Source organism: Anaerosporobacter mobilis DSM 15930 (assembly GCF_900142955.1).
GTDB lineage: Bacteria > Bacillota > Clostridia > Lachnospirales > Lachnospiraceae > Anaerosporobacter > Anaerosporobacter mobilis.
This window is the reverse complement of the sequence record NZ_FRCP01000011.1, coordinates 146,219-170,893: the sequence shown is the minus strand read 5'-3', so window position 1 is coordinate 170,893 and position 24,675 is coordinate 146,219. Positions and strand designations below refer to the sequence as shown.

At 36.5% G+C, this 24,675-nt stretch carries 12 protein-coding genes, 3 tRNA genes and 1 riboswitch; all 15 genes read right to left on the bottom strand.

Annotated features, from left to right (window positions below):
• Positions 1-275 precede the first annotated feature (275 nt).
• The 15 genes from BUB90_RS11320 to BUB90_RS11250 all read right to left on the bottom strand — a co-directional run bounded on the left by BUB90_RS11320 (position 276) and on the right by BUB90_RS11250 (position 24,660).
• Positions 276-848 (bottom strand): xanthine phosphoribosyltransferase, encoded by a 573-nt coding sequence (locus tag BUB90_RS11320; RefSeq protein WP_073287739.1) that lies wholly within the window; start codon positions 846-848, stop codon positions 276-278.
• Between the two features lie 2 nt (positions 849-850).
• Positions 851-2,191, bottom strand: coding sequence for a uracil-xanthine permease family protein (locus BUB90_RS11315; RefSeq protein WP_073287737.1), 1,341 nt, complete (start codon positions 2,189-2,191; stop codon positions 851-853).
• Positions 2,192-2,246: 55 nt separating this feature from the next.
• Positions 2,247-2,348, bottom strand: a riboswitch (purine riboswitch).
• Between the two features lie 71 nt (positions 2,349-2,419).
• Positions 2,420-6,574: a DEAD/DEAH box helicase gene (locus tag BUB90_RS11310; protein WP_073287735.1), complete on the bottom strand. Its 4,155-nt coding sequence runs from the start codon at positions 6,572-6,574 to the stop codon at positions 2,420-2,422.
• Positions 6,575-6,953: 379 nt separating this feature from the next.
• On the bottom strand, positions 6,954-8,945 hold the full coding sequence (locus tag BUB90_RS11305; protein WP_073287733.1) for an oleate hydratase: 1,992 nt from the start codon (positions 8,943-8,945) through the stop codon (positions 6,954-6,956).
• Positions 8,946-9,770: 825 nt separating this feature from the next.
• Positions 9,771-9,843: transfer RNA gene (locus BUB90_RS11300), tRNA-Thr, on the bottom strand.
• A 181-nt stretch (positions 9,844-10,024) separates the two neighbouring features.
• Positions 10,025-11,374, bottom strand: coding sequence for a methyl-accepting chemotaxis protein (locus BUB90_RS11295; protein WP_073287732.1), 1,350 nt, complete (start codon positions 11,372-11,374; stop codon positions 10,025-10,027).
• 118 nt (positions 11,375-11,492) lie between these two features.
• Complete coding sequence (locus BUB90_RS11290; RefSeq protein ID WP_073287730.1) at positions 11,493-12,806, bottom strand: condensation domain-containing protein; 1,314 nt, start codon at positions 12,804-12,806, stop codon at positions 11,493-11,495.
• A 372-nt stretch (positions 12,807-13,178) separates the two neighbouring features.
• Positions 13,179-13,919 carry a 23S rRNA (guanosine(2251)-2'-O)-methyltransferase RlmB gene (rlmB, locus tag BUB90_RS11285; protein ID WP_073287728.1) on the bottom strand — a complete coding sequence of 247 codons (741 nt, stop codon included), beginning with the start codon at positions 13,917-13,919 and terminating at the stop codon, positions 13,179-13,181.
• 92 nt (positions 13,920-14,011) lie between these two features.
• Positions 14,012-14,485, bottom strand: coding sequence for a Mini-ribonuclease 3 (locus tag BUB90_RS11280; protein WP_073287726.1), 474 nt, complete (start codon positions 14,483-14,485; stop codon positions 14,012-14,014).
• On the bottom strand, positions 14,470-15,867 hold the full coding sequence (cysS, locus tag BUB90_RS11275; protein WP_073287724.1) for a cysteine--tRNA ligase: 1,398 nt from the start codon (positions 15,865-15,867) through the stop codon (positions 14,470-14,472). The genes BUB90_RS11280 and cysS overlap by 16 nt, the downstream gene beginning before the upstream one ends.
• 90 nt (positions 15,868-15,957) lie before the next feature.
• The gene (gene epsC / locus BUB90_RS11270) at positions 15,958-16,629 is read right to left on the bottom strand and encodes a serine O-acetyltransferase EpsC (RefSeq protein ID WP_073287722.1); all 672 of its coding nucleotides are present in this window, start codon (positions 16,627-16,629) and stop codon (positions 15,958-15,960) included.
• A gap of 491 nt (positions 16,630-17,120) precedes the next feature.
• Positions 17,121-17,687: a 2-C-methyl-D-erythritol 2,4-cyclodiphosphate synthase gene (gene ispF, locus BUB90_RS11265; RefSeq protein WP_073287720.1), complete on the bottom strand. Its 567-nt coding sequence runs from the start codon at positions 17,685-17,687 to the stop codon at positions 17,121-17,123.
• Positions 17,688-17,886: 199 nt separating this feature from the next.
• Positions 17,887-17,960 (bottom strand) — tRNA-Met (locus tag BUB90_RS11260).
• Between the two features lie 47 nt (positions 17,961-18,007).
• Positions 18,008-18,080, bottom strand: a tRNA-Val gene (locus BUB90_RS11255).
• Between the two features lie 145 nt (positions 18,081-18,225).
• The gene (locus BUB90_RS11250) at positions 18,226-24,660 is read right to left on the bottom strand and encodes a carbohydrate binding domain-containing protein (protein WP_073287718.1); all 6,435 of its coding nucleotides are present in this window, start codon (positions 24,658-24,660) and stop codon (positions 18,226-18,228) included.
• Positions 24,661-24,675: the final 15 nt, after the last annotated feature.

Sequence of the window (24,675 nt, the reverse complement as noted above, 5' to 3'; positions counted from 1 at the left end):
ATCCTTTTATCAGAGTAAGTTAGGATTATATTTATCCTTGTTATAGCTTTATACTTTATATTCAGACAACAATAGGCAATATTTTATTATATTTTACACATTATTCCTATATTAATTATTGTCTTGTCATTTGTCAAGTTCAAATTTCCCTTATATTGTTAATCCCTCCAAATTAAATGCAATCAAATATCACCTATATGGAGTTACACGATTATACAACAAAGGGCATACAATACTCTCATATTGTACACCCTTTGTTATTCCTAGTTTATATCCTATCTATATGTCACGCCATCTTCTACACTCATCTTCTCTATAATTGCAAGAGACTCTAGATGAATTCCCTGCTTACGAATTAATTCTCCACCTACTTGGAAACCTTTTTCTATTACAATTCCTGCACCAACTACTGTAGCGCCAGCATCTTCTACTAGTTTGGAAAGCCCTAATAGTGCTTGTCCATTTGCTAAGAAGTCATCTAGGATTAATACTTTATCCTCTTTTAATAAGAATTCTTTGGACACCATGATATCGTACACTTTACCATGTGTAAATGACTCCACTTTGCTGGTATACACTTCCCCTGCAATATTTTTCGTCTTCGATTTCTTAGCAAATAAAACTGGTACATTAAAGTATTTTGCTGCAATACAAGCGATAGCAATCCCAGAAGCTTCAATTGTTAATATCTTCGTTATCTCTTCGCCTTCAAAACGTCGTTTGAATTCTTTACCAATCTCTTCAAGTAACTCGATATCAATCTGATGATTTAAGAACGAATCTACTTTTAGCACATTTCCTTCTTTAATCTTACCATCTTTGTTAATGCGATCTTTTAAAAGTTGCATATCTACTCTATCTCCTTCACTAATTGTGCTTTTTCTTGTTGCTCCACTTCCATATTCTTCGGTAGAATAAGATTTAAAATAACTGCAGTTAAGAATACAACTGCTACGCAGTTTTCTGCAAACACATTACGAATGATTGTTGGGAATACACGAAATATATCTGGTACTTGTGTAAATCCAATTCCTATGCTTAATGATAACGCTACAATCAATAGGTTTCTTTGGTTGAAACCACATTTTGCAATCATCTGTAATCCACTCACTACAATGGTTCCAAACATGATTAAGGTACATCCTCCAAGAACGGGTTCTGGTAATGTTGCTAAGATTGCTCCTATTGGTGGGAATAATCCTGACAGAATCATAATTATTCCTCCCATTAAGAGGGTAAAACGATTGACTACTTTGGTCATAGCTACAAGCCCGACATTCTGACTGAAAGAAGTAATTGGCATACATCCGAATACCCCTGATAACGAACTAATGAAACCATCACAGGCAAGTGCTCCTGATATCTCTTTCTCTGTAGCATCTCGATTTAATCCAGCTTCTGCAAGTGCTGATGTATCACCAATAGTTTCGGTTGCTGAAACTAGATAAATCAATACAACTGAAACAATCGCACTGATATTGAATTCTGGCTTAAAGGGTAAGATTTCTGGGAGTGAGAAGAGATTAGACACTGCTACTTCTTGAAAATCAACTTTCCCCATAATGATTGCAACCACATAGCCAACAACTAGTCCAAATAAAACCGATAACTGTTTGTATTGTCCCTTCGCAAGTATTGTAAAAGCCAAGCAACATACAAGTGTAATACCACCAAGTGCTAAATTAGAAAGGGAACCAAAATCTATACTTCCATTTCCTCCACCAAAGGAGTATGCACCAACATTTAATAAAGAAAAACCAATTGCTGTTACAACGCTAGCTGCCACAATAGGAGTAATAATTCTTCTCCAGTAACGGGCAAATAATCCTAAAACGCCCTCAATAATCCCGCCTACTATAATGGCACCTATAGCCGTAGGATAACCATATTGACTACCTATAAAGCAAAGAATAGACACAAAGGTAAAACTGATTCCCATTACAATTGGCAATCTTGATCCTACTTTCCAGACCGGATATAACTGGATTATTGTACCGATTCCTGCAATAATCATTGCCGCTTGAATTAACTTTGCAGTTTGTGAACTGGATAAACCAGATGCAGCTGCTACGATAATAATTGGGGTAATGTTTGCTACAAACATAGCAAGGATGTGCTGTAAACCAAATGGAATTGCCTTAGCAACCGGAACCCTTCCATCAAGTTCATAAATACTAGAATAATTCTTCATTACAATGCCTCCACGCTTAATTGGATACACGTATAATGGAGTCTCTTAAGATATGTGTTTTTAATTTTCATATCGTAGTCAAACTATTTAAGGTAGTTTGGTAGAAACTGTTGAACCATATTTTCAACTTTATACGATGTACTTATTTTGAGTTATGTTTTTTATCATAATATAGAAATCGCAAAATGTCTAGTATTAAATGATTATGTCGAATAATAATTTTTTATTTTATCTATACAATACATAATCTTGCATTTCCCGTGAAAATCCAGCATCTATCAAAGCATCAACAGCCTCTGCCTGATACTCTTTTACTGTAATCCGTTTGGACTTAGGTAAGATACGATTAGCTTTAAAATCCTGACTAAAATTACGTAAAACTTCTTGTAAGTTGCTGCTATCAAATATACGAAGCACTTTACCTTGTCTTTCAAAAACGGCAATCGGTACACCCGACCTAAGTGCCACAGTAGTTCCAGACACATTATGAAACGATCGATCTTTCATATGTGGCAGACTTTTACCCCATGGCTGTGCGGTATCTACTGCACATAACCAAACCACCTGATCAAGAGGATGAATAAGCTCTGTCATTACCCCTTCAAAATCTTTCGTTCTAATAAATTGAATTCCCGACAGTCCCTCGATAAAATACCCTCTGCGTACTCTTCCTGTATATTCCCACACACGTAATGTCTCTAATGCCATATTCCATGAAATCCCTTGTATTGTTTCACGGCAGACAATGATAACTTTGTCAAACAAGCGTTCTAACTGCTCTTCTACCGAGAGTTCTTTTAGAGGCCGTAATACTTCCCACCTTCCAGCTGACATTGCCTTAACACGTGCAGTCACCTTTTGCCTTACTGTAATTTTCTTTTGCTTTTCCCTAGCCATCCATTGCCTTGCTGGTACAAAACTGTCTGCAGACACCAAGCCTTTTTCCGCTAGATTCAATAAGATATCATATGGGGAAACACCACTTAATAGAGGCGAAAGCCTCTGTGCAAAACTCGCACCACGCTTTAGTAACGCTTCGTAAATAACCTTCTCATTTTCTTCCAATTCTTCTACTACACTTGAAAGCTCCTCATCCCAATTGATATCGTTATATAAATGAAAACTAATTCTCTTATCAGAAGTAATCCGCCAAAAAAGATCGCCTCTTGCTAGTAATTCTTCCAATAATTCAGGTCGATAACCAGATACCCTTGCTGGTAGAAGAATGTCCTCCCACACTTCTGGTGGAAATGCTTGGTCACATAATACTTTCATCGCCTTTTCCAGTTGCTCTTTTGCTGGTGTCATACTACGTATACGGCTTGTTATCAAGGCAGCATAACGTTCTGCAGGTAAGGTTTTAATCTGTCTTCTAAGGCTTTTTACTGTCTCTTTTCTGGCCCTATCATATAATTCTGCATGATAATATAGACCATTGCTTTCTACTATACTGCCTTGCCTACATAATGCTTCTAAAACCTCTAATGCCTCCCCGTCAGTAAATAAGTAGCGTTCTGCGATTAATTCTAGGGACTGCGCCTGTCGATATCGCAAAACGCGACGAACGATATCCATTCTAACGGTTACATCTTTATCATCTAACGCTGCCTGATACGCATCAGAATGTTCCGCTGCAATCCATAAACCAGGCTCAATATATTTTACCCGTTCCTTCCGCGCCAATGATTCAAACCAATCAATTGGTACATCAACTTCACCAGCTATTATATCTCCTTCTATCATAAGAAGAGAGTGTAATTGGTTTTCATCCTGTGGTAAACGTTTCCGTTCCATCTGTTGCTTAAGTTGTTCTTTAGCAGGTGTAATTAATGTTCCAGCCTGTGCTAATTCCACTTGTTGTAATGCATCTTCTGTTGCTCGGTGAATGCTATGAGGAGTAGGGGCATAATCATACATCATAGAGGCTTCTGTCTGTCTTCGCAATGGCAGCGACATTGGAGATGGCGTATCCATATACATCTCATGTACCTGAATGGTTCCTGAACGAATTCCCTTTAAAACAAACTCCACTCCCTCTAGATCCCAATGATCCTCTAAACACTCCCTTTTTGTTTCCCTTATAAGAGGATGTTTATCCTCTTTTATTACCGAATCAAGCATTTGCGAACTTCGTAATCGTTGAACCCAGAGTGGCTGACGCTTTGCATTTTTAACTCCCATCATAAGTGCACGTGCAGCATTATAACGAAATGTAATGTTAAACAATGAAGTAGAGGGCAGTAATGCTGTCAAAATAGTCCTTGCCGTATCCGGATTAATTCTTTGTAAGAGTCCTTCTGGTAAAGAACAGCCGTCATATGGAAATAATAAAAAGCCATCATCATCATCGACAAAATTGATATTGGTATTAACAAGGCCTTTCGCAATTACACTTGTTAATAACGAAAGTGGCGCATTCACCTGTTTACCAAATACAGAGTGTACCATTACTTGATGGTTACCTGTTTCATCAGAAAAATGTTCTATTAATATTGTTTTATCATCTGGCAGCACTTTCGTAGCATTTATTTGCCGTGTCAAAAATTCCTCAGCACCTTTTGTTGCGACTTCATCAAGTCCTAGACCCTGTAATTCTTCATATAATTCTCCAGCCTCATACGCTCTAAAAAGCTTGTGAAATATTCTTCCAAAGGCTATTCCAGTCTGTAAGCATCGCCCTTTCACTTCGCCTTTCCAGAAAGGTAAACGAGCACCACTTATGGATGACCCAGTTACAATTACTGCATCTTTTTGAATCCGGCTTATCCTCCACGCAAAAGTACCAAGCAAAAATCTATCGCCAATCCGAGCTTCAAATACAAACTCCTCATCTAGTTCCCCAACTTTCACACCATCTTCGGTTCGTAAGGTATACATCCCTTTATCAGGAATGGTACCTCCGGCTGAAACCGCCAACATGCGACTATACGTATCACCTTCTACATAATCGTGAATTCGATCATATAGAATTCTAGGTCTTACCGGTATCTCTTGCTCATGTTCATAATCTCCCGCAAGCATACATAATACATCTTTCACATCCTGTTTTGTGACCTCGTAAAACGGATATGCTCGTGATAGTATTCCCATTACTTCATCCAAATCGTAACCACTAATTGTAGCCATCGAAACTAAGTGTTGTGCTAATACATCAAGACACAGTCTTGGAGGTTTGGAATACTCAATTCCACCGTTTCTTACAACCTCTGCAGTTAATCCACAATAAAGACCTTCCGAAGCCTCACGTGGAAAGATATGCATGATGCTAACTCGGCCTGGATTATGCCCTGCACGTCCTAGCCTTTGCAAGGTACTTGATATGGATCTTGGTGTACCAATCTGAAATACTTGATCAATATCACCAACATCAATACCAAGTTCCATGGATGAGGTAGCACATAGAAGTCGTAAACTTCCTTCTCTTAATGCCTGCTCTACTATAAAACGTTGTTCTTTTGATAAACTTCCGTGATGCGTTCTAGCAAATCCTTCACCAGCGATTTGGTTCACATAATAAGCAAGCTTCTCTGCATATGCTCGACCTTCAACAAAAGCGATAACACTACGGGTACCAGTACAATGCTCATAGACAGTTCTTGCTACCTCTTCCCATACGGTGTTTCGTAAGTATTCATGGGAATTTAACATAGGGCTTGTAATAATTAGTTTGACCTGTTTGTGCATCTTCGGTGAAACGATTGTCACTGGATCAGGGGAGAGGTACTCTGCAGCTTTACTTAAAGGTTCAATCGTAGCAGAAAGGCCAATCCGTTGTAATGGTTTATTACATAACTTGTCCAATCTGGCTAAGGAAAGCATCAGATGAGCACCTCGTTTTGTATCGATTATTGCATGTAATTCATCAATTATGATTGCTTTGGCAGTGTGGAGAATGGATTGGCCTGATTTGCTTGTAAGCATTAAATATAATGATTCTGGCGTTGTGATTAGAATATGAGGTGGTGTCTTTATCATATTCCGTCGATCACTGGCCGATGTATCCCCGGTACGAATTGCAACCGTTATATCATATGGCATACTTCTAGTGCCAGGATTCAAGCTTCTCTCTTCTTCAAAGATACCATTAAGCGGGCGACGTAGATTTTCACGAATATCTCCTGCAAGCGACTTAAGTGGTGATATATATATCAATTGCAATTCTTGTTTTAACGTACCTTTGCGAGCCTGCTCTTTTAACTGATCTATAAACACTAAAAAAGCAGATAAGGTTTTACCAGTACCAGTTGGCGCGGAAACTAATGTATGTTTGCCGAGAGCAATAGCCGGCCATGCTTCTTGTTGTACTGCTGTAGGTGTACCTAGTTTTTTTGAAAACCATTGTTTTGTTACTATATTGAATAGATCAAGCGAATTTGCAGACAATATGCTTCCTCCTAATTTATATAAGAACCTCGTTTTATATTTTTATAGCTATCGTTACTACTTATATTATATCCCAATTTCTGCCTATAGTAAAAGAGAAACCTATTAATATTATAATAAAGGTTTCTCTCCTATTAATGTTTTCATTCTAAAGCTCAATTTTGCACTTGGAGATTTGGAAGATTTTTATGTGAGAAGTTTGTATAATTATAAAATAGATATCTCCCATACATGTAATACTTCATTCTGGATTTCTTAATTAAGATACAAATAAAATAGCTGGTATAGTGTGATAATTATAATACCACACTATGCCAGCTATTCTTTTAAAGTTTTTATAACTTCTTCATGATTTCTTTTTCAAATGTCGTACTACTTCTTACATCATTCCATCTCTAATAATATCATGGTCTCTAAGAACCTTCTCAATTACAGTTCCCTTAAGTTTCTTAAGCAATGGTTTTTTCAATGCGTTAAGTGGTCCAGGAAGTTCGATTTCAAGTGGAGATTTACCATCCATCAACTTCACACTACTGTCTAGTAATTCTCTGATATCATATACACTTCCCCATACTTCAGGTACTCCTCGGTCTACCGAAAGCAATCCATATACTGCTTCCATTGCAGTACGAACAGAATACTCAGTGGTAAAGATGGTATCTCTTGGTGTTTCTGCAAATTGACCTAAGAACGCAAAGTTTACACAACCATCTGGAATGACATCTGGTCTGTCGCCTTTAGCTCTTGGCATAAAGAATGCTGTAATATATGGCATCATCGTTGGAACACAGAGTGCATGGTTTTCAGCAAGATCATCAATCTCATCAACTGGAACGCCCATATGGTATAACCATTCTGCTGTGATTTCCTTACCAGTACATTCTTTCATTGGTTTCTTAATGTAGTCACCAGGTACATCAGTAAATAAGCTGTATACCCATACACAAACTTCATCCTTACCCTGTTCTTTGAACTGTCCCTGTCTGTTGATGGTCCAGCTAAGAAGCCAGCTAGAATCCTGACAGCTTACGATACCACCAGTAACCACTCTACCGCTTCTTGGATCTCTCTTACAGATTTGTTGAATATAAGAGATAATTTTGTCATTAGAAGTTGTGACAGTAGCGGATTCCCAATTGGTCTTTTCTATATCAGAACAGAACTTCTCTGGATGCCCAAATGCTTCATCTTGCGCAGCAATCTTCTTCCATAAACTCCAACAACCACTAGTACGAACCTCTGCATTACCAACTGGTGCGTGATCTTGATCGCCATAGATTGTTCCCTCTGTACAACTTCCGTTTGTTACAAATACAAGATCGTTTTCTGTAAGAACGATTTCCTCTTCCACTCCATTTACTTTACATTGAATAGATTTTGCAATCTTCTTATCTCCAACAAAATCAAACAATACATTCGTAACTTCTGTATTGAATTGGAACTCTACCCCTGCTGCCTCTAAATATTTCTGCATTGGAAGAATTAAAGATTCATATTGATTGTATTTTGTGAATTTTAAAGCAGAGAAATCTGGTAGACCACCAATGTGATGGATAAATCTCTGGAAGTATAGCTTCATTTCCAAAGCACTGTGCCAGTTTTCGAATGCAAACATAGTTCTCCAATATAACCAGAAGGTAGAATCAAATACTTCCTCATCAAACACATCTTCGATAGTCTTATCATAAAGGTCTTCGTCCTTTGTGAAGAACAATTTCATAATCTCCATGCATCCCTTTTGGCTCAAATTAAACTTACCATCGGTATGTGCATCTTCACCTCTGTTCTTAGTTGCACGGCAAAGAGAATAGTTTGGATCATGCTTATTCAACCAATAAAACTCATCAAGAACGGAAGCTCCTGGTTTTTCAAGTGATGGAATGCTGTGGAACAAATCCCATAGACATTCAAAATGGTTTTCCATCTCACGTCCACCACGCATTACGTAACCTCTCATTGGATCATTAATACCATCACATGCACCACCAGCAATATCCATTGCTTCTAAGATATGGATATTCTCACCTTTCATCTGTCCATCTCTTACAAGGAAACAAGCGGCAGCTAACGCACCAAGTCCACTACCTACGATGTAAGCGGATTTATGATCCACTCCCGCTGGTTTTTCAGGACGAGCAAATGCTTCATAGTTACCATTGGAATAATAGATTCCTTTGCTATTCTTTCCATTCTTTCCTCTTTCTGTGTTGCGATAAGTTTCAAGCTCTTTAGCTCTCTTTTCTTTTAATTTCTTTTTTTGTTCTTTTACTTCGTTCTTTTGTTCGTTATTTTTGTTTTTTGCTATAATTGCTGCTCCTGCTCCAGCTGCTAACAAAGAAGCTGCACCTATCTTTACTAATTTCTTACCCATATTACATTCCTCCTTATAATTTCACTGTATTTTGTACCACCTATTGATTTAGGAATCCCATCACCTTTATCATTCCACATACCAAAAGAATGATACAAAAATATTACAATTACCAGTGTTATCTTTGACTAGAACAATAGCATAAGACTAAGAATTACAAGACTCACTGCCAAAATGCAGTATGCATTCTTAACAATTGTAATCTGTTACATCTTGTCTAGTTTCTTTCTGCTTGCTAATATCATACTAAAATTCTTCTTTATTTCATATAATCAAAAAAAGCGCAGTGTATAAAAACTAGACATTAATCAAAAAATGTCTAAATTTTGAGCAATGTCTACGTGGAATTCTGCTTGGATTATCTTATTGTTCAAGGCGATAAAGAAGATACTTGTATAATTAGGTTATGTGTCTTTGCTATAACTATTTCTCAGCGGTTGTTATTGCAAAAATATGCACATTCTCACAATCCGGCAATACAATATGTTTTAGTATTTTCCCCATATTAGTTAGTTTATACCAGCTTCCGATTATGTGTCCAGGAATATTATAGCAAAATCCATTAGCAAACTCTTCCGTTCTCCTTTGCCATGGATATTTACGCCCATGCATTAGAGCAAATGGACGTAAAAACAGCTAGTGTATTAGAAGATGCATTCAAACGAAAAACCTAGTATTTTATAGTTTTGTTTGCTATCTTTTTATTTTTTTGATTTAAGTGTTAGTCAAATGTTAGTCAAATCGTTAAATCGAACCGTTTATAAAGCCATTAATCATTCCTCAGAAACAACAAAAAACCCTTGAATCATCAAGGGTTTCACACTAAGCTGCCAAGCGGACTTGAACCGCCGACCTCCGCCTTACCAAGGCGACGCTCTACCGACTGAGCCATGGCAGCATCTTATATAAGATTCGTTAGCACACCAAACGCTAACGAAACTATTTTATCAAATTGAGATAACCTTGTCAATATTAATTATTTTACATGGTTAAGTTCCTTTTTAAAATAATTCATTTACTTAGGATAACACGTTTATATAGAAGGGGAGCTAATAATAACTCCCTTTCTATGTATTATATTAAGCAAACTTCTCAGCTTCTACTCGCAATGTATTTGCTATTTCTTTATTCATTGTAATTTCTTCTGATATATCGCTAACTTTCTTAACTAGATCAGACGTGTTGTCCGCTACGCTAGTTACACCAATTGTGCTCTCTTCAATAGCCTTGGAAATTCCATGGAAGGATTCTACCATACTAGCCATTGTATCATTTAACTTATTTGTCTTTTGCTCGAAGTTACCCATTACTTCGTGAATATATAGGGCATCTTCATCATATTGAATCCCGTTCGATACAAAATCATTGTAGTCAGGTAGAACTTTACTATCAATATAATTCATCATATCATTAGCACAATTCATTAACTTGGAAACAGCATCTGTTACCATTAAACTAATCTCTTGAATCTTTGTTGCAGCGTTTCTACTACTATCTGCTAATTGTCTAATCTCCTCTGCAACAACCGCAAATCCTTTTCCTGCCTCACCAGCTCTAGCTGCTTCAATTGATGCATTCAAGGCTAACAGATTCGTTTGATTCGATATGCTTAATATTTCACCTGTTAATTCATTGATATTCTCAACCTTATTACCATTCTCTATTGCTATTTGTAAATCAGCACCTATTGTGGATACGATTTCACTAGTTGATACTTTATTTCCTTCTGCTGCTTCTTTCATTTCATAAGCACGTTTTTTCATTTCCTCAACATAACCCATAACTGATTTGCTTTGTTCTGCCATATCGGATATATTATCATCGACTGTAACTGTATTTTCTATTACGGTTGTAATTGTAGAAGATACTTCTTCCATACTTGCTGCTAATTCTTGCATAGAAGCTGATATATCATTGGTATTGGCATTGACATCTGCCACATTCGTTGTAACATTGTCTACACTACGATTTAATTGAATGGAATTGTGTTTAACTTCTTCCATAATATTATCTAGACTTTCCATGAATGTATTGATTCCATTCACGAGTTCACCAACCTCATCTTTTTTCTCCACTGGTATCCTAACTTTCAGATTTGCTTGATTATTATTCATATCAGTTAGAATTTCATTTAGTTTTTTTGATGCTCTTTTGGTTGGTGATATAACACTCCTAGTAAGTATCACGATTACTATAATCGCTAAGATAATCATTATTGCAATACCGATGTTATTAGCCTGTACTGCTGCCTCAAATGTATCTTGTACGTGGGTAAACGAATCAGCACTTATTCCACTTTTTTCATAAGCCTGTTGTGCATCATCATGCACTTGATGAATATAATCAAGATTAGTGATCGACGCCCAAATACTAAATGCTGTTAATACAATAATTGAAACTAAGATTTTAAAACGAATTCCTTTCTTCATTGTTTTCCTCCTTTATGTATCTCTTATTCATATTTTTACCAAAGTTTTCTCGTAATCACGAAATTCCTACTAATCTGATTGTCCTAGTACTCTCTTTTCAATCAATCAGTAATAACTCTTAGGAACATAACAATTCTATTGCACCTTTTGTATATTCTCGTATCGTCTCTTCTGTAATACTATTCTTCTTATAGCAAATTGCTAGATTCAATTGTTCATTAAGGGTTGCAACTCCTACTGTAAAATCATATACGGTAGTTGGATTAGCAAAAAACACATAATCCCGAATAACATACTCTCCCATATTAGGATTACTATTAACAACTCCTAAATTGGATATATCAAAACCTTGCTCTCTATTCTCAAACCCAAGAAGTTTGGCAACTTTCATTAGAATTTCACCTTGATAAGTTCCATTTTCTGCATAATATAATGGATCAAAGATACTTCCATCTAGTTGATTAAATAGTTGAAGAATAGTAAAAGTTTTAGAAGGATTTTTTAAATCTTCCTTCAATAGCTTATGAATATGTTTAACATTTCCCCAAAATGTGTCCTTTACATCATATTGTAGCAATGGTGAAATTGCTGAAGAATAGTTTGCAATACAACGATTCGTTTCAAATTTCATCTGATTACGTAAATCAATTGCAACCGTAGCTTTTTGCTCCTCCTTTTTAACTTTATATAAAACAGCTACAAAGGCAGTTACAAGCGCAGAATTAACAGTAACTCCATGTTCCTTACATCGTCTTATTAGTGATGGATATTTTTCCTTATCATAGGATTCTACTAACAAACCTAGACCATGGACTTCATGATAATCATTAAATAACTTTTCATATTCTTCTCTTGTAAATTGACGTCGGATTGATGACCATTCCGTATTGACCGATTGTATTGCTTCAACAAATTCTATCGGTAACGCACTCTCTCTTGGCATATCCTCTGTCTTGCGAATACATCTTGTTTCTTGAATCGGTAAATTCTGTGTTTTGTTACAATATACTTCTAATAAATCCTGCATTAGATACTGGAATGACTTTCCATCCCCAAGCAAATGATGTCCAAGTATTACAATGTCAAACTCTTCTTCTCCATGAATGATTAAGAAACGCAAAGGCGGCTCTTTATCAAATTCAAGTGGAATAAACTCCTCATCTCTTGTAATTCTCAGCCAATCGTTTTGATTCTTTCTCTCAAAGTACTTTACAGTTATCTTGATATCTTCCTTCTTCGCGAAATAGACTTTTCCTTCATCCCCTTCTTCCAATACATAAGATATGATTGGATGAACTCTCTCCATCTCCTTAATTGAATCTTCTAATCGTTTACTATTATATTCCCCAATAACAGTAATTTTTGTAACAAGATACATAGATGGATTCTGATAGAAGTTTCGCTCAATTAGCATTTCATATTTCGATTCCAAAAATTCCCTCCCTGACTACTTGAAGTCTTAGGCTTACAGTAGCATATTTTGTCATTTTTAGTAATATAACCATTTTAATATAACAGAAAATTAGATAAATTTCAATTAATTATTTTACATTTAAGATGTTTTCACAACTATAGGTTATAATTAATACATTTTATCAGAAAATACGTTGAATATATTATATTTAATTATCAATTGACACTCTTTTCAGAGAGCCTATTTTTCATAATCTACACATAAAAAAACTTTGCATTTCATTCAGGTTTTTTCTAAAAAATGCCCTAAATGAACTGCAAAGTTTTGACTTATAATTATTCTATTTATAACAAATTGGGCAAAGTAATGTATCTACATTTGCTACTGTTTTTAACTCATTCTCTGTCTTACAATTTCATAGGATAGTACACCCATAGCTACTGATGCGTTAAGAGAATCGATGTTACCAAGCATAGGAATCTTAGCTATGAAATCACATTTTTCTTTTACTAATCTACCAACGCCTTCTCCTTCGCTACCTATAACAAGACCGATTGGTCCTTTCAGATCTAGCTTGTACATAACTTCGCCGTCCATATCTGCACATACGAACCATAAACCTTCTTTTTTAAGTTCCTCAATTGTTACCGCAAGGTTTGTTACTTTTGCAACTGGTGTATAATTGATAGCTCCTGCAGAAACCTTTGCTACAGTCGCAGTAAGTCCAACTGCTCTTCTCTTAGGAATAATAATCCCATGCGCTCCAGCTTGGTTTGCAGTACGAATCATCGCGCCAAGGTTATGAGGATCTTCTATGTTATCAAGCACAATAATGAATGGTGGTTCATCTTTGTCTTTTGCTATTTGTAAGATATCTTCTACTGTTGCGTAATCATATGCCGCTGTATAAGCGATAACCCCTTGGTGTTTTCCAGTTTCAGATAACTGATCCAAACGTTCTTTCTTAACGAAATTAATGATTGTATCACCTTTTTTCGCTTCCCTTAGAATCGACTTAACTGGACCATCTTGGCAACCGTCTAAGATAAATAAACGATCTACTGTCTTACCTGCTCTAAATGCTTCTAATACAGGGTTTCTACCTTCTATTGTTAATTCTTCGTATCTCATAAAACTCCTATCCGCCTATTGGCACCTTTGCGATGAACCCATCTACTCTATAGTTAGACAAGGATTCATTGACAATAATTATTGCAATTTCTCTACTTTACCTCTTCCATCAAAGAAAGGCCTAATTTCATTAATCCTATAATGCGTGGCATCTGATCTGTTAGATATAGATATCCTACCAGTGCCTCTATACCAGTGGCCGTACGATAATCTGTAATTGTGGCATTCTTCGCTGAAGTGAAAGATTTCGCATTACGACCTCTTTTATAATAGCCCATCTCTTGTTCTGTAAGCTCGTCCTTAATAGCATGGAACATAGCCACTTGGGCAGATGCCTTCACAAGAGAACTTGCTCTCTTATGAAGTTTCTGCACGGGTGCATTTCCCTTTTCCACTAACAAGGTACGTATAATAACATCATATATAGAATCCCCTATATATGCAAGTGTTAATGGTGAATACGTCTTAATATCTACCTCTTCTAATTGAAATGCACTTCTAAGATATGTTGCAAAGGATATCTCAGCAATAGCCGATTCATTCATCGAATTTACGCTCTCTTCCATCTTACCCCTTCTCTCGTATCTTCCAGTATAATACCTTTTTCTAATAGTAAATCACGAATCTCATCTGCTTTCGCAAAATCACGATTCTTTCTTGCATCTTGTCTATCCTGAATTAAGCTTTCAATCTCTGCATCTAATAATTCTTCCTTCACATCAACATCAACACCTAATACAGCCGTTAGTTCAACAATATATTTTTTTGTATCATCAAGTAGTTGTTTTGCAGAATCTGCTGATAAATTCGTATTCGCAGCTTTTACCATCTCAAAAATTGCTGCAATTGCATCCGCTGTATTGAAATCATCATCCATAGCTGCTTCGAACTTGCCTTTTAAGGTAACAATAGAATCTAAGAATGTTTTTTCATCCTCTGTTAATTCTCTAGTCTCTGCCTTTTCAGATAAATGTGTTAAGTTACTTACTGCATTCTTAATTCTCTCTAATGCATTCTTTGCTGATTCCATTAATTCTCTACTAAAGTTAATTGGGCTTCTATAATGAACATTTAGCATGAAGAAACGAAGTACTTCATAAGGATATTCTGCACCAACTTCTCTTACTGTAAAGAAGTTACCTTCTGACTTAGACATCTTCTTGTTATCAATATTTAAGAAACCATTGTGTAACCAATATTTTGTGAAATTCTTACCATTCGCAGCTTCACTTTGTGCAATTTCATTCTCATGGTGAGGGAAGATTAAGTCTTCTCCACCTGCATGTATATCAATTTGTTCTCCGAGATATTTCTTACTCATAACAGAACATTCAATATGCCAACCTGGTCTACCTTGGCTCCATGGTGATTCCCAATATGGTTCCCCCTCTTTCTTAGGTTTCCATAATACGAAATCCATAGGATCTTCTTTTTCATCACTAACTGCGATTCTTGCACCCGCTTCCAAATCATCAATGTTCTTCTTTGACAATCTACCATAGCCTTCGAAGCTTCTTGTTCTAAAATACACAGTTCCATTCTTCTCGTAAGCATACCCCTTCTCGATTAATGTTTGGATCATCTCAATCATTCCTGGGATTTCCTGGGTTGCTAATGGATGCGTTGTAGCTGGCATAACATTAAGGTTTATCATATCCTCCTTAACAGCATCGATATATCTCTTAGTAATCTCCGTTGTGGAAACACCTTCCTCAACTGCTTTCTTGATAATCTTATCGTCTACATCTGTGAAGTTAGATACATAATTTACGTCGTAGCCTTTATATTCAAAGTAACGTCTTACAGTATCAAACATAATCATAGGTCTTGCATTCCCAATATGAATATAGTTATAAACAGTTGGACCGCAGACATACATACGTACCTTTCCTTCTTCTATCGGTTTGAACTCTTCTTTTTTCTTCGTTAATGTATTATATAACTTCATCTCTTCACCATTCCTTTCATACTATAATAACTTTAGACACTAGCTAATCTTTGTATACCTAAAGACATACGTGAATCTTTTGTAGCGCACTTATTTCGCTTTGTTAACTAGCTCAGCAACTTGTTTCTTAAGGGTATTCAATTCTTCACGTAATGATTTGTTTTCTGCTTCTAGTTTTGATATATCATTGAGTACAGGGTCTGGTAAATGTACCTGATCAAGATCTTCACAAGGTATCTTCATATTATCACGTTTTACTACTCTTCCTGGAACACCAACTACAGTTGAGTTCGGTGGTACTTCTGATAATACAACACTACCTGCACCGATCTTCGAGTTCGCACCAACTGTAAAAGATCCTAAAACTTTAGCACCAGCACTAATCATGCAATTATCACCGATGGTAGGATGTCTCTTACCTGTTTCTTTACCTGTACCACCAAGCGTAACACCTTGATACAAAGTTACATTGTCACCAACAATGGCTGTTTCACCTATTATAACACCATTACCGTGATCAATAAATAACCCTTTTCCTATTGTTGCCCCCGGATGGATTTCAATACCTGTTTTACGAACTGTTCTTTGAGAATACCATCTTGCTAAGAAATAATGTTTTTTTAAATATAACTTATGAGCGACGCGGTATCTCATTACTGCCTTAAAACTTGGGTACAAGAAAACTTCCATTGGAGTCTTAATCGCTGGGTCACGTTCTTTAATTAACTGTATTTCTTCCTTCACAAACTTAACAAATCCCATTCAAAACCACTTTCCTTCCCTTAAATATTGTGGGATTAATAGAGCAAAAAAATCGCCTCTAACATGCATTCACATATCAGAGGCGATTCATTCGCGGTTCCACTCTATATTTATTAATGAACTGGCTCCCTTCGTAAAAGGTGTAAACAGTTCTAAATTAACATCTTATTGTCATATAACGGCTGCTACCGGACTTAGCTAAGATCACTCCTCACCAAATCAGCTCCCAGATGCACTTCACAGACTTAATCATAATAATTAAGTAGAATCTCCTATACTCCAATAAGGAATGCTTACAGCCGGTGACATTCCATCTCTGATATCTTTGTATCTGCTACTTTTCTGTTCTTCACTTTTTCTATATATAATTGAATTTAAGTGTCTATTATTTTAATATATGTCCATATATATAACTATAGACCAATAATAATAGCCTTGCTATATTCTATTCATTATTTCGAGATTTGTCAACAACATAATTAATTTTACCATTACGATTTCTTGCTGCAACCACTACAACCACTGCATCCACTGCATCCTCCAGATGGTTGGAAGGTCTCCATTATATGATCATATGCATAATTGCTTACACTTGTAAGCATACATATTGCTTGTGAAGAGATTCCTTTACCTTCACCGGTAAAACCAAGCCCCTCTTCTGTTGTTGCTTTTATATTAACTTGATTCACATCGATTTGTAAGGTCTTCGCTAGATTCTCACGCATCTGTTCAATATGTGGGGCCATCTTAGGCTTCTGTGCGATAATAGTAGCATCGATATTCTCTATTACATAAAGCTCATTATCTAATAACTTTTTAACCTCGCCTAATAATGTAAGACTTGAAGCTCCCTTAAACCGTTCATCCGTATCTGGAAAATGTTTTCCTATATCCCCAAGTGCCGCTGCACCAAGTAACGCATCCATAATTGCATGTAATAATACATCTGCATCCGAATGCCCTAACAGGCCCTTCTCATATGGAACCTTCACTCCACCTATTATCAAATCTCGATCTTCCACTAATTTGTGGACATCATATCCCATTCCTACGCGCATCTCAAATCCTCCTTCTCATAGATCGACGGCAACGTCGACCTCTAATAAATATATGTTATTCACAACTACATACTAAGTAGTTAATATCATCTTGTTTTCCAAAGATACATTTGCATCTTCTACATTCATAATATAATCATAAAACAAAAACGTCAAGTAATAGTATTCCTATTACTTGACGTCTTATTACAACTTATAATAGCGGAGAACGGATTTGAACCGCCGACACTGCGGGTATGAACCGCATGCTCTAGCCAACTGAGCTACTCCGCCATATTTGTTTGTCATTAGCTTGTCCCTAACTATATTTTGTTAGGTAATGGGACCAATAGGGCTCGAACCTATGACCCTCTGCTTGTAAGGCAGATGCTCTCCCAGCTGAGCTATGATCCCATACAAAGTACTTAACAACAGCACTGTGTCGTAAGTACTTTGATATTATATTGGTTTTCGACTAGAAAGTCAAGCAGTAAATTATATTTTTTATAGATTTATATCTTAATTTATTATTATAACTATATTTATTCCATTCTTCCCTTTACTTTATAATTTTGACCTTCCATACTATGGTATTTCCTTCTACCGTTGCACACACTGTAACCGTACCAGTCTTCACCGCAGTCAGCTTTCCACTTTTAGTTATAGTTGCAATTAAAGGATCCGTCGTTGACCAAACTACATCCTTAGGGTAGCCATTATTGGTTAGTGTAAATGTAAAGCTCTTACCGACTTTTAGCTGACTCGTCTTTTTGTTAAATTTAAAGACACTTGTTTTTACTGTAATTTTAGACTTACAAACATATTTTTTACCACCTTGTTTGATTGTTACAGTAATCGTTGCACTACCTGCCTTCTTTCCTGTCACTTTACCATCTTTATTAACAGAAGCAATTTTACTGTTGCTACTCTTATATGTGATTTGTGCCTCTTTAATTACATTGTTCACAGCTATACTGTTCTGACGCTTTGTATATAACGTTAATTTGGAAGATACACTTGGTTGTAATAATGCCTGTTCGGTAATGATATAGGAAGAAGCATGGTTAAATGGTATAACAACCTCTCCAGCCTTATTTACTTTTACAATATCCTTAAGTTCTAGTTTGTCAAGTTTTTCATTCCAATAGTAGATATATACATATGTATTGGCATATTTGAGATCTAGTGGTAAGTTTAACTCTCCTTCAAATGGTAACGCACCATTATGATTTATTTTGAATTCTTTTAATACCGTCAATACATCCACTTTATTCTCTTTTTTTGCCTTATTAATTACTTGTTGCAGTTTTGTTAATTGTTCTTCTTCAAGCTCTGTAACTGCTAAATTGTACATCTTCTCCATCTGTACATCTTTAATTGATTCTCCGTTAATACTCCATGAATATGTATTCATGTCAATAAGCAGACGTACTGGTTTATCCTTCATTGCTACTAAAATCTCTTTTGGTATAATTGCATCATTCAAAGCTACAATATCAGTAGGTTTAGCATTCCCATTTATTTGCTTCAACGTCTCAAGTACTTGAGACCAAATTGCATTCAAACCACTCTGTCCTGAATCTCCACCATTCGTATTGCCACCTGTAGAACCACCGCCTTGTGAGCCTTCACCCGTGGTTTCACCAGCCACATAAATCAACTTACCTACTGTCATACCAGACTTATTTCCTGCTATGTCATATGCTCTTATACTAATCAGATGCTCGCCTTGTGTTATTCCTTTTAATTTGGTTTCTGCCGTGCTACTGTTAGCATATTCTACACCATCTAGATAAATCAGATAACCAGCTACTCCTACATTATCATATGGTGGTGTAATCGATATATTTACTTCGCCTTTTGCTACAGACTTTACTGTGAAATCATTCGGTATATCAGGTGCAAACACATCCCTTAATTGAATGGTAATTTCCTTTACCTTTGAATCCTTATATCCATCTTTTACAACTTTTACTTGTATCTTGCACATTCCTGTGAGCTTCGTTTCGTAAAGATATGTTGTAGACTCTGTCTGTTCTACTAACTTATCGTTAATATATATCTGATATAATACACCACTTGGAGTTGATAACGCTGGAAGAATGTGTAGTGCAATTCCATTAGAAGCATTTTCTGCAAATACCTGTAAAGGTGCATCTAATTGTTCTCCAGGCTTTGTAATTTCTGTAGCATGATAATCAGCCTTTGCATATAATCCAAAATTGGCAAGATAAATATTATGTTCTTTATCTCCAGTCTGCTCTACTGTCCCCATAAGGAATTTCAAGCTCAAATCAAATGTATTCGGAGTAAACGGAATTTGATACACTTGCGGCGTTTTCGTAATTGTTACAACCTTATTATTGATTCCTTCCAAGATAACTTTTCTGTCTACCGTCGAGTACCCTACAAAAGTAAGGATATATTCATCACCTGGTACAACAGGAATCTTACTCTGTCCTAATTGAACGGACCAAGTAATTGGTTGATTATTCTCCAGTGCTTGGTATTTAGAGTGAATATTAAGATATCCATTCTCAACAGTAAAATCCGCACAGCCTTGATGAGCATAAGTTTCAAAAGAATTAAGTCCATAATCAAAGTTACCATTCAATAACAGATTCTTATCATGTCCATATACTTTAATTGTAGTATGATAATTAGAATACTCCTCTGCCTTTACAAGTATTTCATACACTCTAGCTTCTTTGAACAGTGTTTTATCCAGTGTTACAGTGGAATCTTCAACTGAAATCTTCAATCCTTCAACTTGTTCTCCATCTACATAGAATTCTGCTGATTGAATCCACTCCTTATCCCCAGAACTATTAAAAACAAGATCACTATCTACATAATTCAAATCAGATTTTGATGTTAAGGTACCAGACTTTTTAGGCGCTCCCTTTATTTCGAACACAACATCATCTATATAGAAATCTAATTGTGATCCCGTACCAGCTAATAGATACTTTAATGTAACAACAGCATCTACATTGAATTTGGTCTCATAAGAGAATGTTTGCCACTCAGTAGTAAGGTGTAGAGTTGTACCTGGAAAGAGTCGATTATAATACTCATCTTCCATTGCTACCGATATATCAGCTGCTTTATTGGCTTTTGCTCGGAAGGAGAAGTTATAGGTAAAGCCACTAACAACTTCTAAATCGGAATACATCAACATACTTTCATACGTCTGTCCTCCAGCTGCTCCTACCGCTTTTCCAACCTTATTCTCACCTTCTTTAACAACGGATACATTCGTTCCATAAGTACTCCAGCCAGTAGTCCCCTCTTCAAAATCACCATTTTGTAATGGGTAACAATTTATATCACTAAAATCTACGTTACGATTTGTCTCCCTTGTCAATATCGTGTTATCAATATTGATGACAGACGAAGTCCCTCCCACTAAGAACGCTACCTTTCCATTCTTGTCAGTAATCCCTGCTGGCATACTGAAAGTAATAGCATGTTTCTCCATTGTTGTACTTAACGAAACTGTTTGTTCATCATAGATCACAGAATCATCTGCACTACTAAACCTTACTTTAATATCTCTCTCTACATTACTACTGCCATCAAAGACAAGCTTATAGGTATCCTTTTGTAATAATTCTATACCTTGCTGGCTCAACGATTCCATATTATTTGCTGATGTATTTAATACAACTTCATTATTGTTAACCTTACCATCCACTTGGTTTAGGTTCCAGTATACCAATCGACTATTACCAAGATCAAAAGTTCCATTATAAATGTGATTTCCGTTTTTTAATGGCTTCTTAATACAATCATCATCAATAACTATACCGTCTACTTCGGTGAAACTAACATTACCAATCCAAACAGATGTGGCATTCAATCCTAAGTTAAACTCTATTCTTGATGTAACATCCGTTTCACTTCCCATTTGGAAAATATATTCATAATGTTCCAGTTCCTTCGTTAATGTTGGACTATATGAGCCATATACTCCCCATTTATCATCCCCTACATCGCCGAACTTAATTGATAACTCCCTATTTTTTTCGGCCTTTCCATCAAAGCTTATCTTGTAATAGCGTCCTTTCACTAGGGGAATATTTTGTATCAATTGAATAGAATAAGCTGCGTTACCACTATTAGTTATATCAATTTCTCCAAGGGTAATTCCACTTTCTTCCACCTTCTTGAAACTTGCAGTTCCACCAAAATCAGGTAGTGTTGCAAAATTCCATCCTTTAGGGTCTTGCGTTGTCGCATAATCCTTAATAATCTTCACATTATTAAATTGTGGATCTACTATATAATCCCCTTGGGCATTCGGAACTTTTGCACCCGCTGGAATCTCTTCCTTAGGAAGCGTTGGCTTTACAGGCACCTCATATTCTCCAGTGTATTCATATGCCCTTACATAATCCACCAACATCTCTGCTGGTATTACGGAATCGTCTGGGATAAGATTACCATCATAGGTTCCGCCCACTGCCAAGTTAAGGATTATATAGAATTCCTGATCAAACGGCGCTGGGTAAGCGAAATCTACTGGATTCTCATCTGAGAGGCTGTACCAGTTATTTTCTGTATAGTATAGTTCACCATCTACATACCAACGTAACTCGCCCGGCTCCCATTCTAATGAATATACATGATAATCGTTAATGGAACCTTTTCCTTCTTCCCAAACATATGAATCACCTATAGCCTGATTATTCGGATATGGCTGTCCAAAATGAATGGTACCATCTACTCTGTCTGGCTCTCTTCCCCTTGCTTCCATAATATCAATTTCGCCAGATAAAGGCCAACTGCCATATTCCGTATCAGCCGGAAGCATCCAGAATGCTGGCCATAAACCTTGGCTGCCTTCTTTTCCTGGCATCTTAATCTTTGCTTCAAATTTACCGTATTTTTGTGAGAATAGCGCTGTTACTTTATCATCTGCCATCGTCCAAATACGTCCAGATGTATAAGGTTGTCCACCTTTCTCTTCTTTCTTAGCTTCTATCTTTAAGGTACCATCCTCTACTTTGATATTATCTCTTGTATAATACTCTAATTCACTGTTTCCCCAACCTGCTACATTGTATTCTGCACCATTTCCTTCTTGATAAGACCATTTCGATAAATCAAGATTATTAGAATCTAGGTTATTACCAGTCCCATCGAATTCATCGGACCAAGTAAGATTCCATATTCTATTTGGATAGATAACCTGCTTTATTACTGTTTCACTATACCATGGCGCTTGAATAACGATTTCGTATATGCTACGGTCCTTTCCCGCCTCTATCGTGAATAAAGATTGATCTAGAACTATTTTCCCAGCTTGAACTGAACATAAATTAGTTCCCTGTACTTCCTCTCCATTAACGGTAATAGAATCAATTCCTACTTGGTACGTTCCATCATCCGGAAAAGTAAGGGTAACATTATCTCCTACTACTGCATCGGTATCTTCACTGATAATAGGTGGCTTCTGCTTAATAAGCTCTGTTATATCATGAGCTTCTAAATCCACACCTTGTACTTGCGCATATCCTGTAGCATCCATTCTAATCGTGTCAATATATACAGTATCTGCTACCCCACCGATCATAAATCTTAGAGTACCGCCTACAATTTCTTTCGTCGTATTCACTTGCATCGTATAACGCACGGGATCTGTTGTCAGTGTATAGTCTAGTTGTCCAATTACTTCTCCTAAGGCATCCTCTAACACTACCCGTATATCTCTGTTATGTCTTGCCCCAGCTACAAAGCTAATATCATAACTTTGATTTGCAGCGATTTGCAATCCCCCTCTATTAAAGGATACGTCTTCTAACATACCATCTGCACCTATCGTAAGTTTTGCGGACTTTTCCCTATCTGCATCTACGATAACATTGCCTTGTGATGTAAATGTTCCTATACCATTTGAAAAGTCTCCGTCATCAATAAGTTGAACAAGCCTTGTAAACCCATTGATTTCTAACTTCATGTTAGAGAATGTAAGATTGTTTTCTCTAACTTCACGACTTCCAACGCTTCCCATTAAGACGCTGAATACGGCGGTTGTATCCGAAGATTGCGCAGGTATATTAAAACTAACATGTCTTGTTTCACCTTTTTGTATTGCTATTGTCTTACTTAATATATTATTTCTTGCATCTAAAGATATCTGTATACTCCTTGCCTTCTCAGAATGTACATCAAAAGAAATGGTGTATACCTTACTTGCAGCTAACTTTACATTCTGATAAAATTTGGCGTCTTGTGGAACATTACCCGCACCATCTCCCACATTAGTAATCCACACCTTTACACCATTAGCTACCTTGGAATAGCGAACTACATTATATGTATTCATCCAATCTACCGCATATGTACTCCAGCCCTCCATACCATTCGTTCCTAATGCAAAACTGCCATTCTTAAGTACGGTACCTTGTGTTAGTTTAAGACCATCTAAACTTGTAATCGGGTCTGGTGTTTGGTCATTCTCATCATTCGGTAAATCAACTGGTTTTGGAAATAAACTAATGTTTGAGATTTCTACCCTATGTGCTCCAACATTCGTCCCTAGATAAATCATAAATTTTTGAGTCGATGCCGTTACCTCACAAGATACTGTAGTTTTAACCCCCGCAGGAATCGTCTTAGAAGTGTAATCCCTACTACCATCGAATCCGAATATAACGGTTCGGTCTACACTTGTTAAAACATCAAAACTGATGCAATAGGTGCTACCAGTCTCAATAGCATTAACAACTTGATATAGGCTAATTTGCCAATCTGCCATATTTTCTCTGATATCAAAAATTGCCTTATATGGCTCGTGTGTTAAAGTTGCATTTTCACTAAAGTTACTCCACCCCGTCAAATCTGTTGCTAAATCCCCATTTACTAACATATTATCTGGTACTGCTACTTCCTGGGCTTTCACCCTCTTAAACGCTGTATCATTTACGACTGTTGACAACAGCATTGCTAATACTAGTGCCCCTGACACTATACGTTTTTTTACCTTCAAAAATATCTCCTCCTT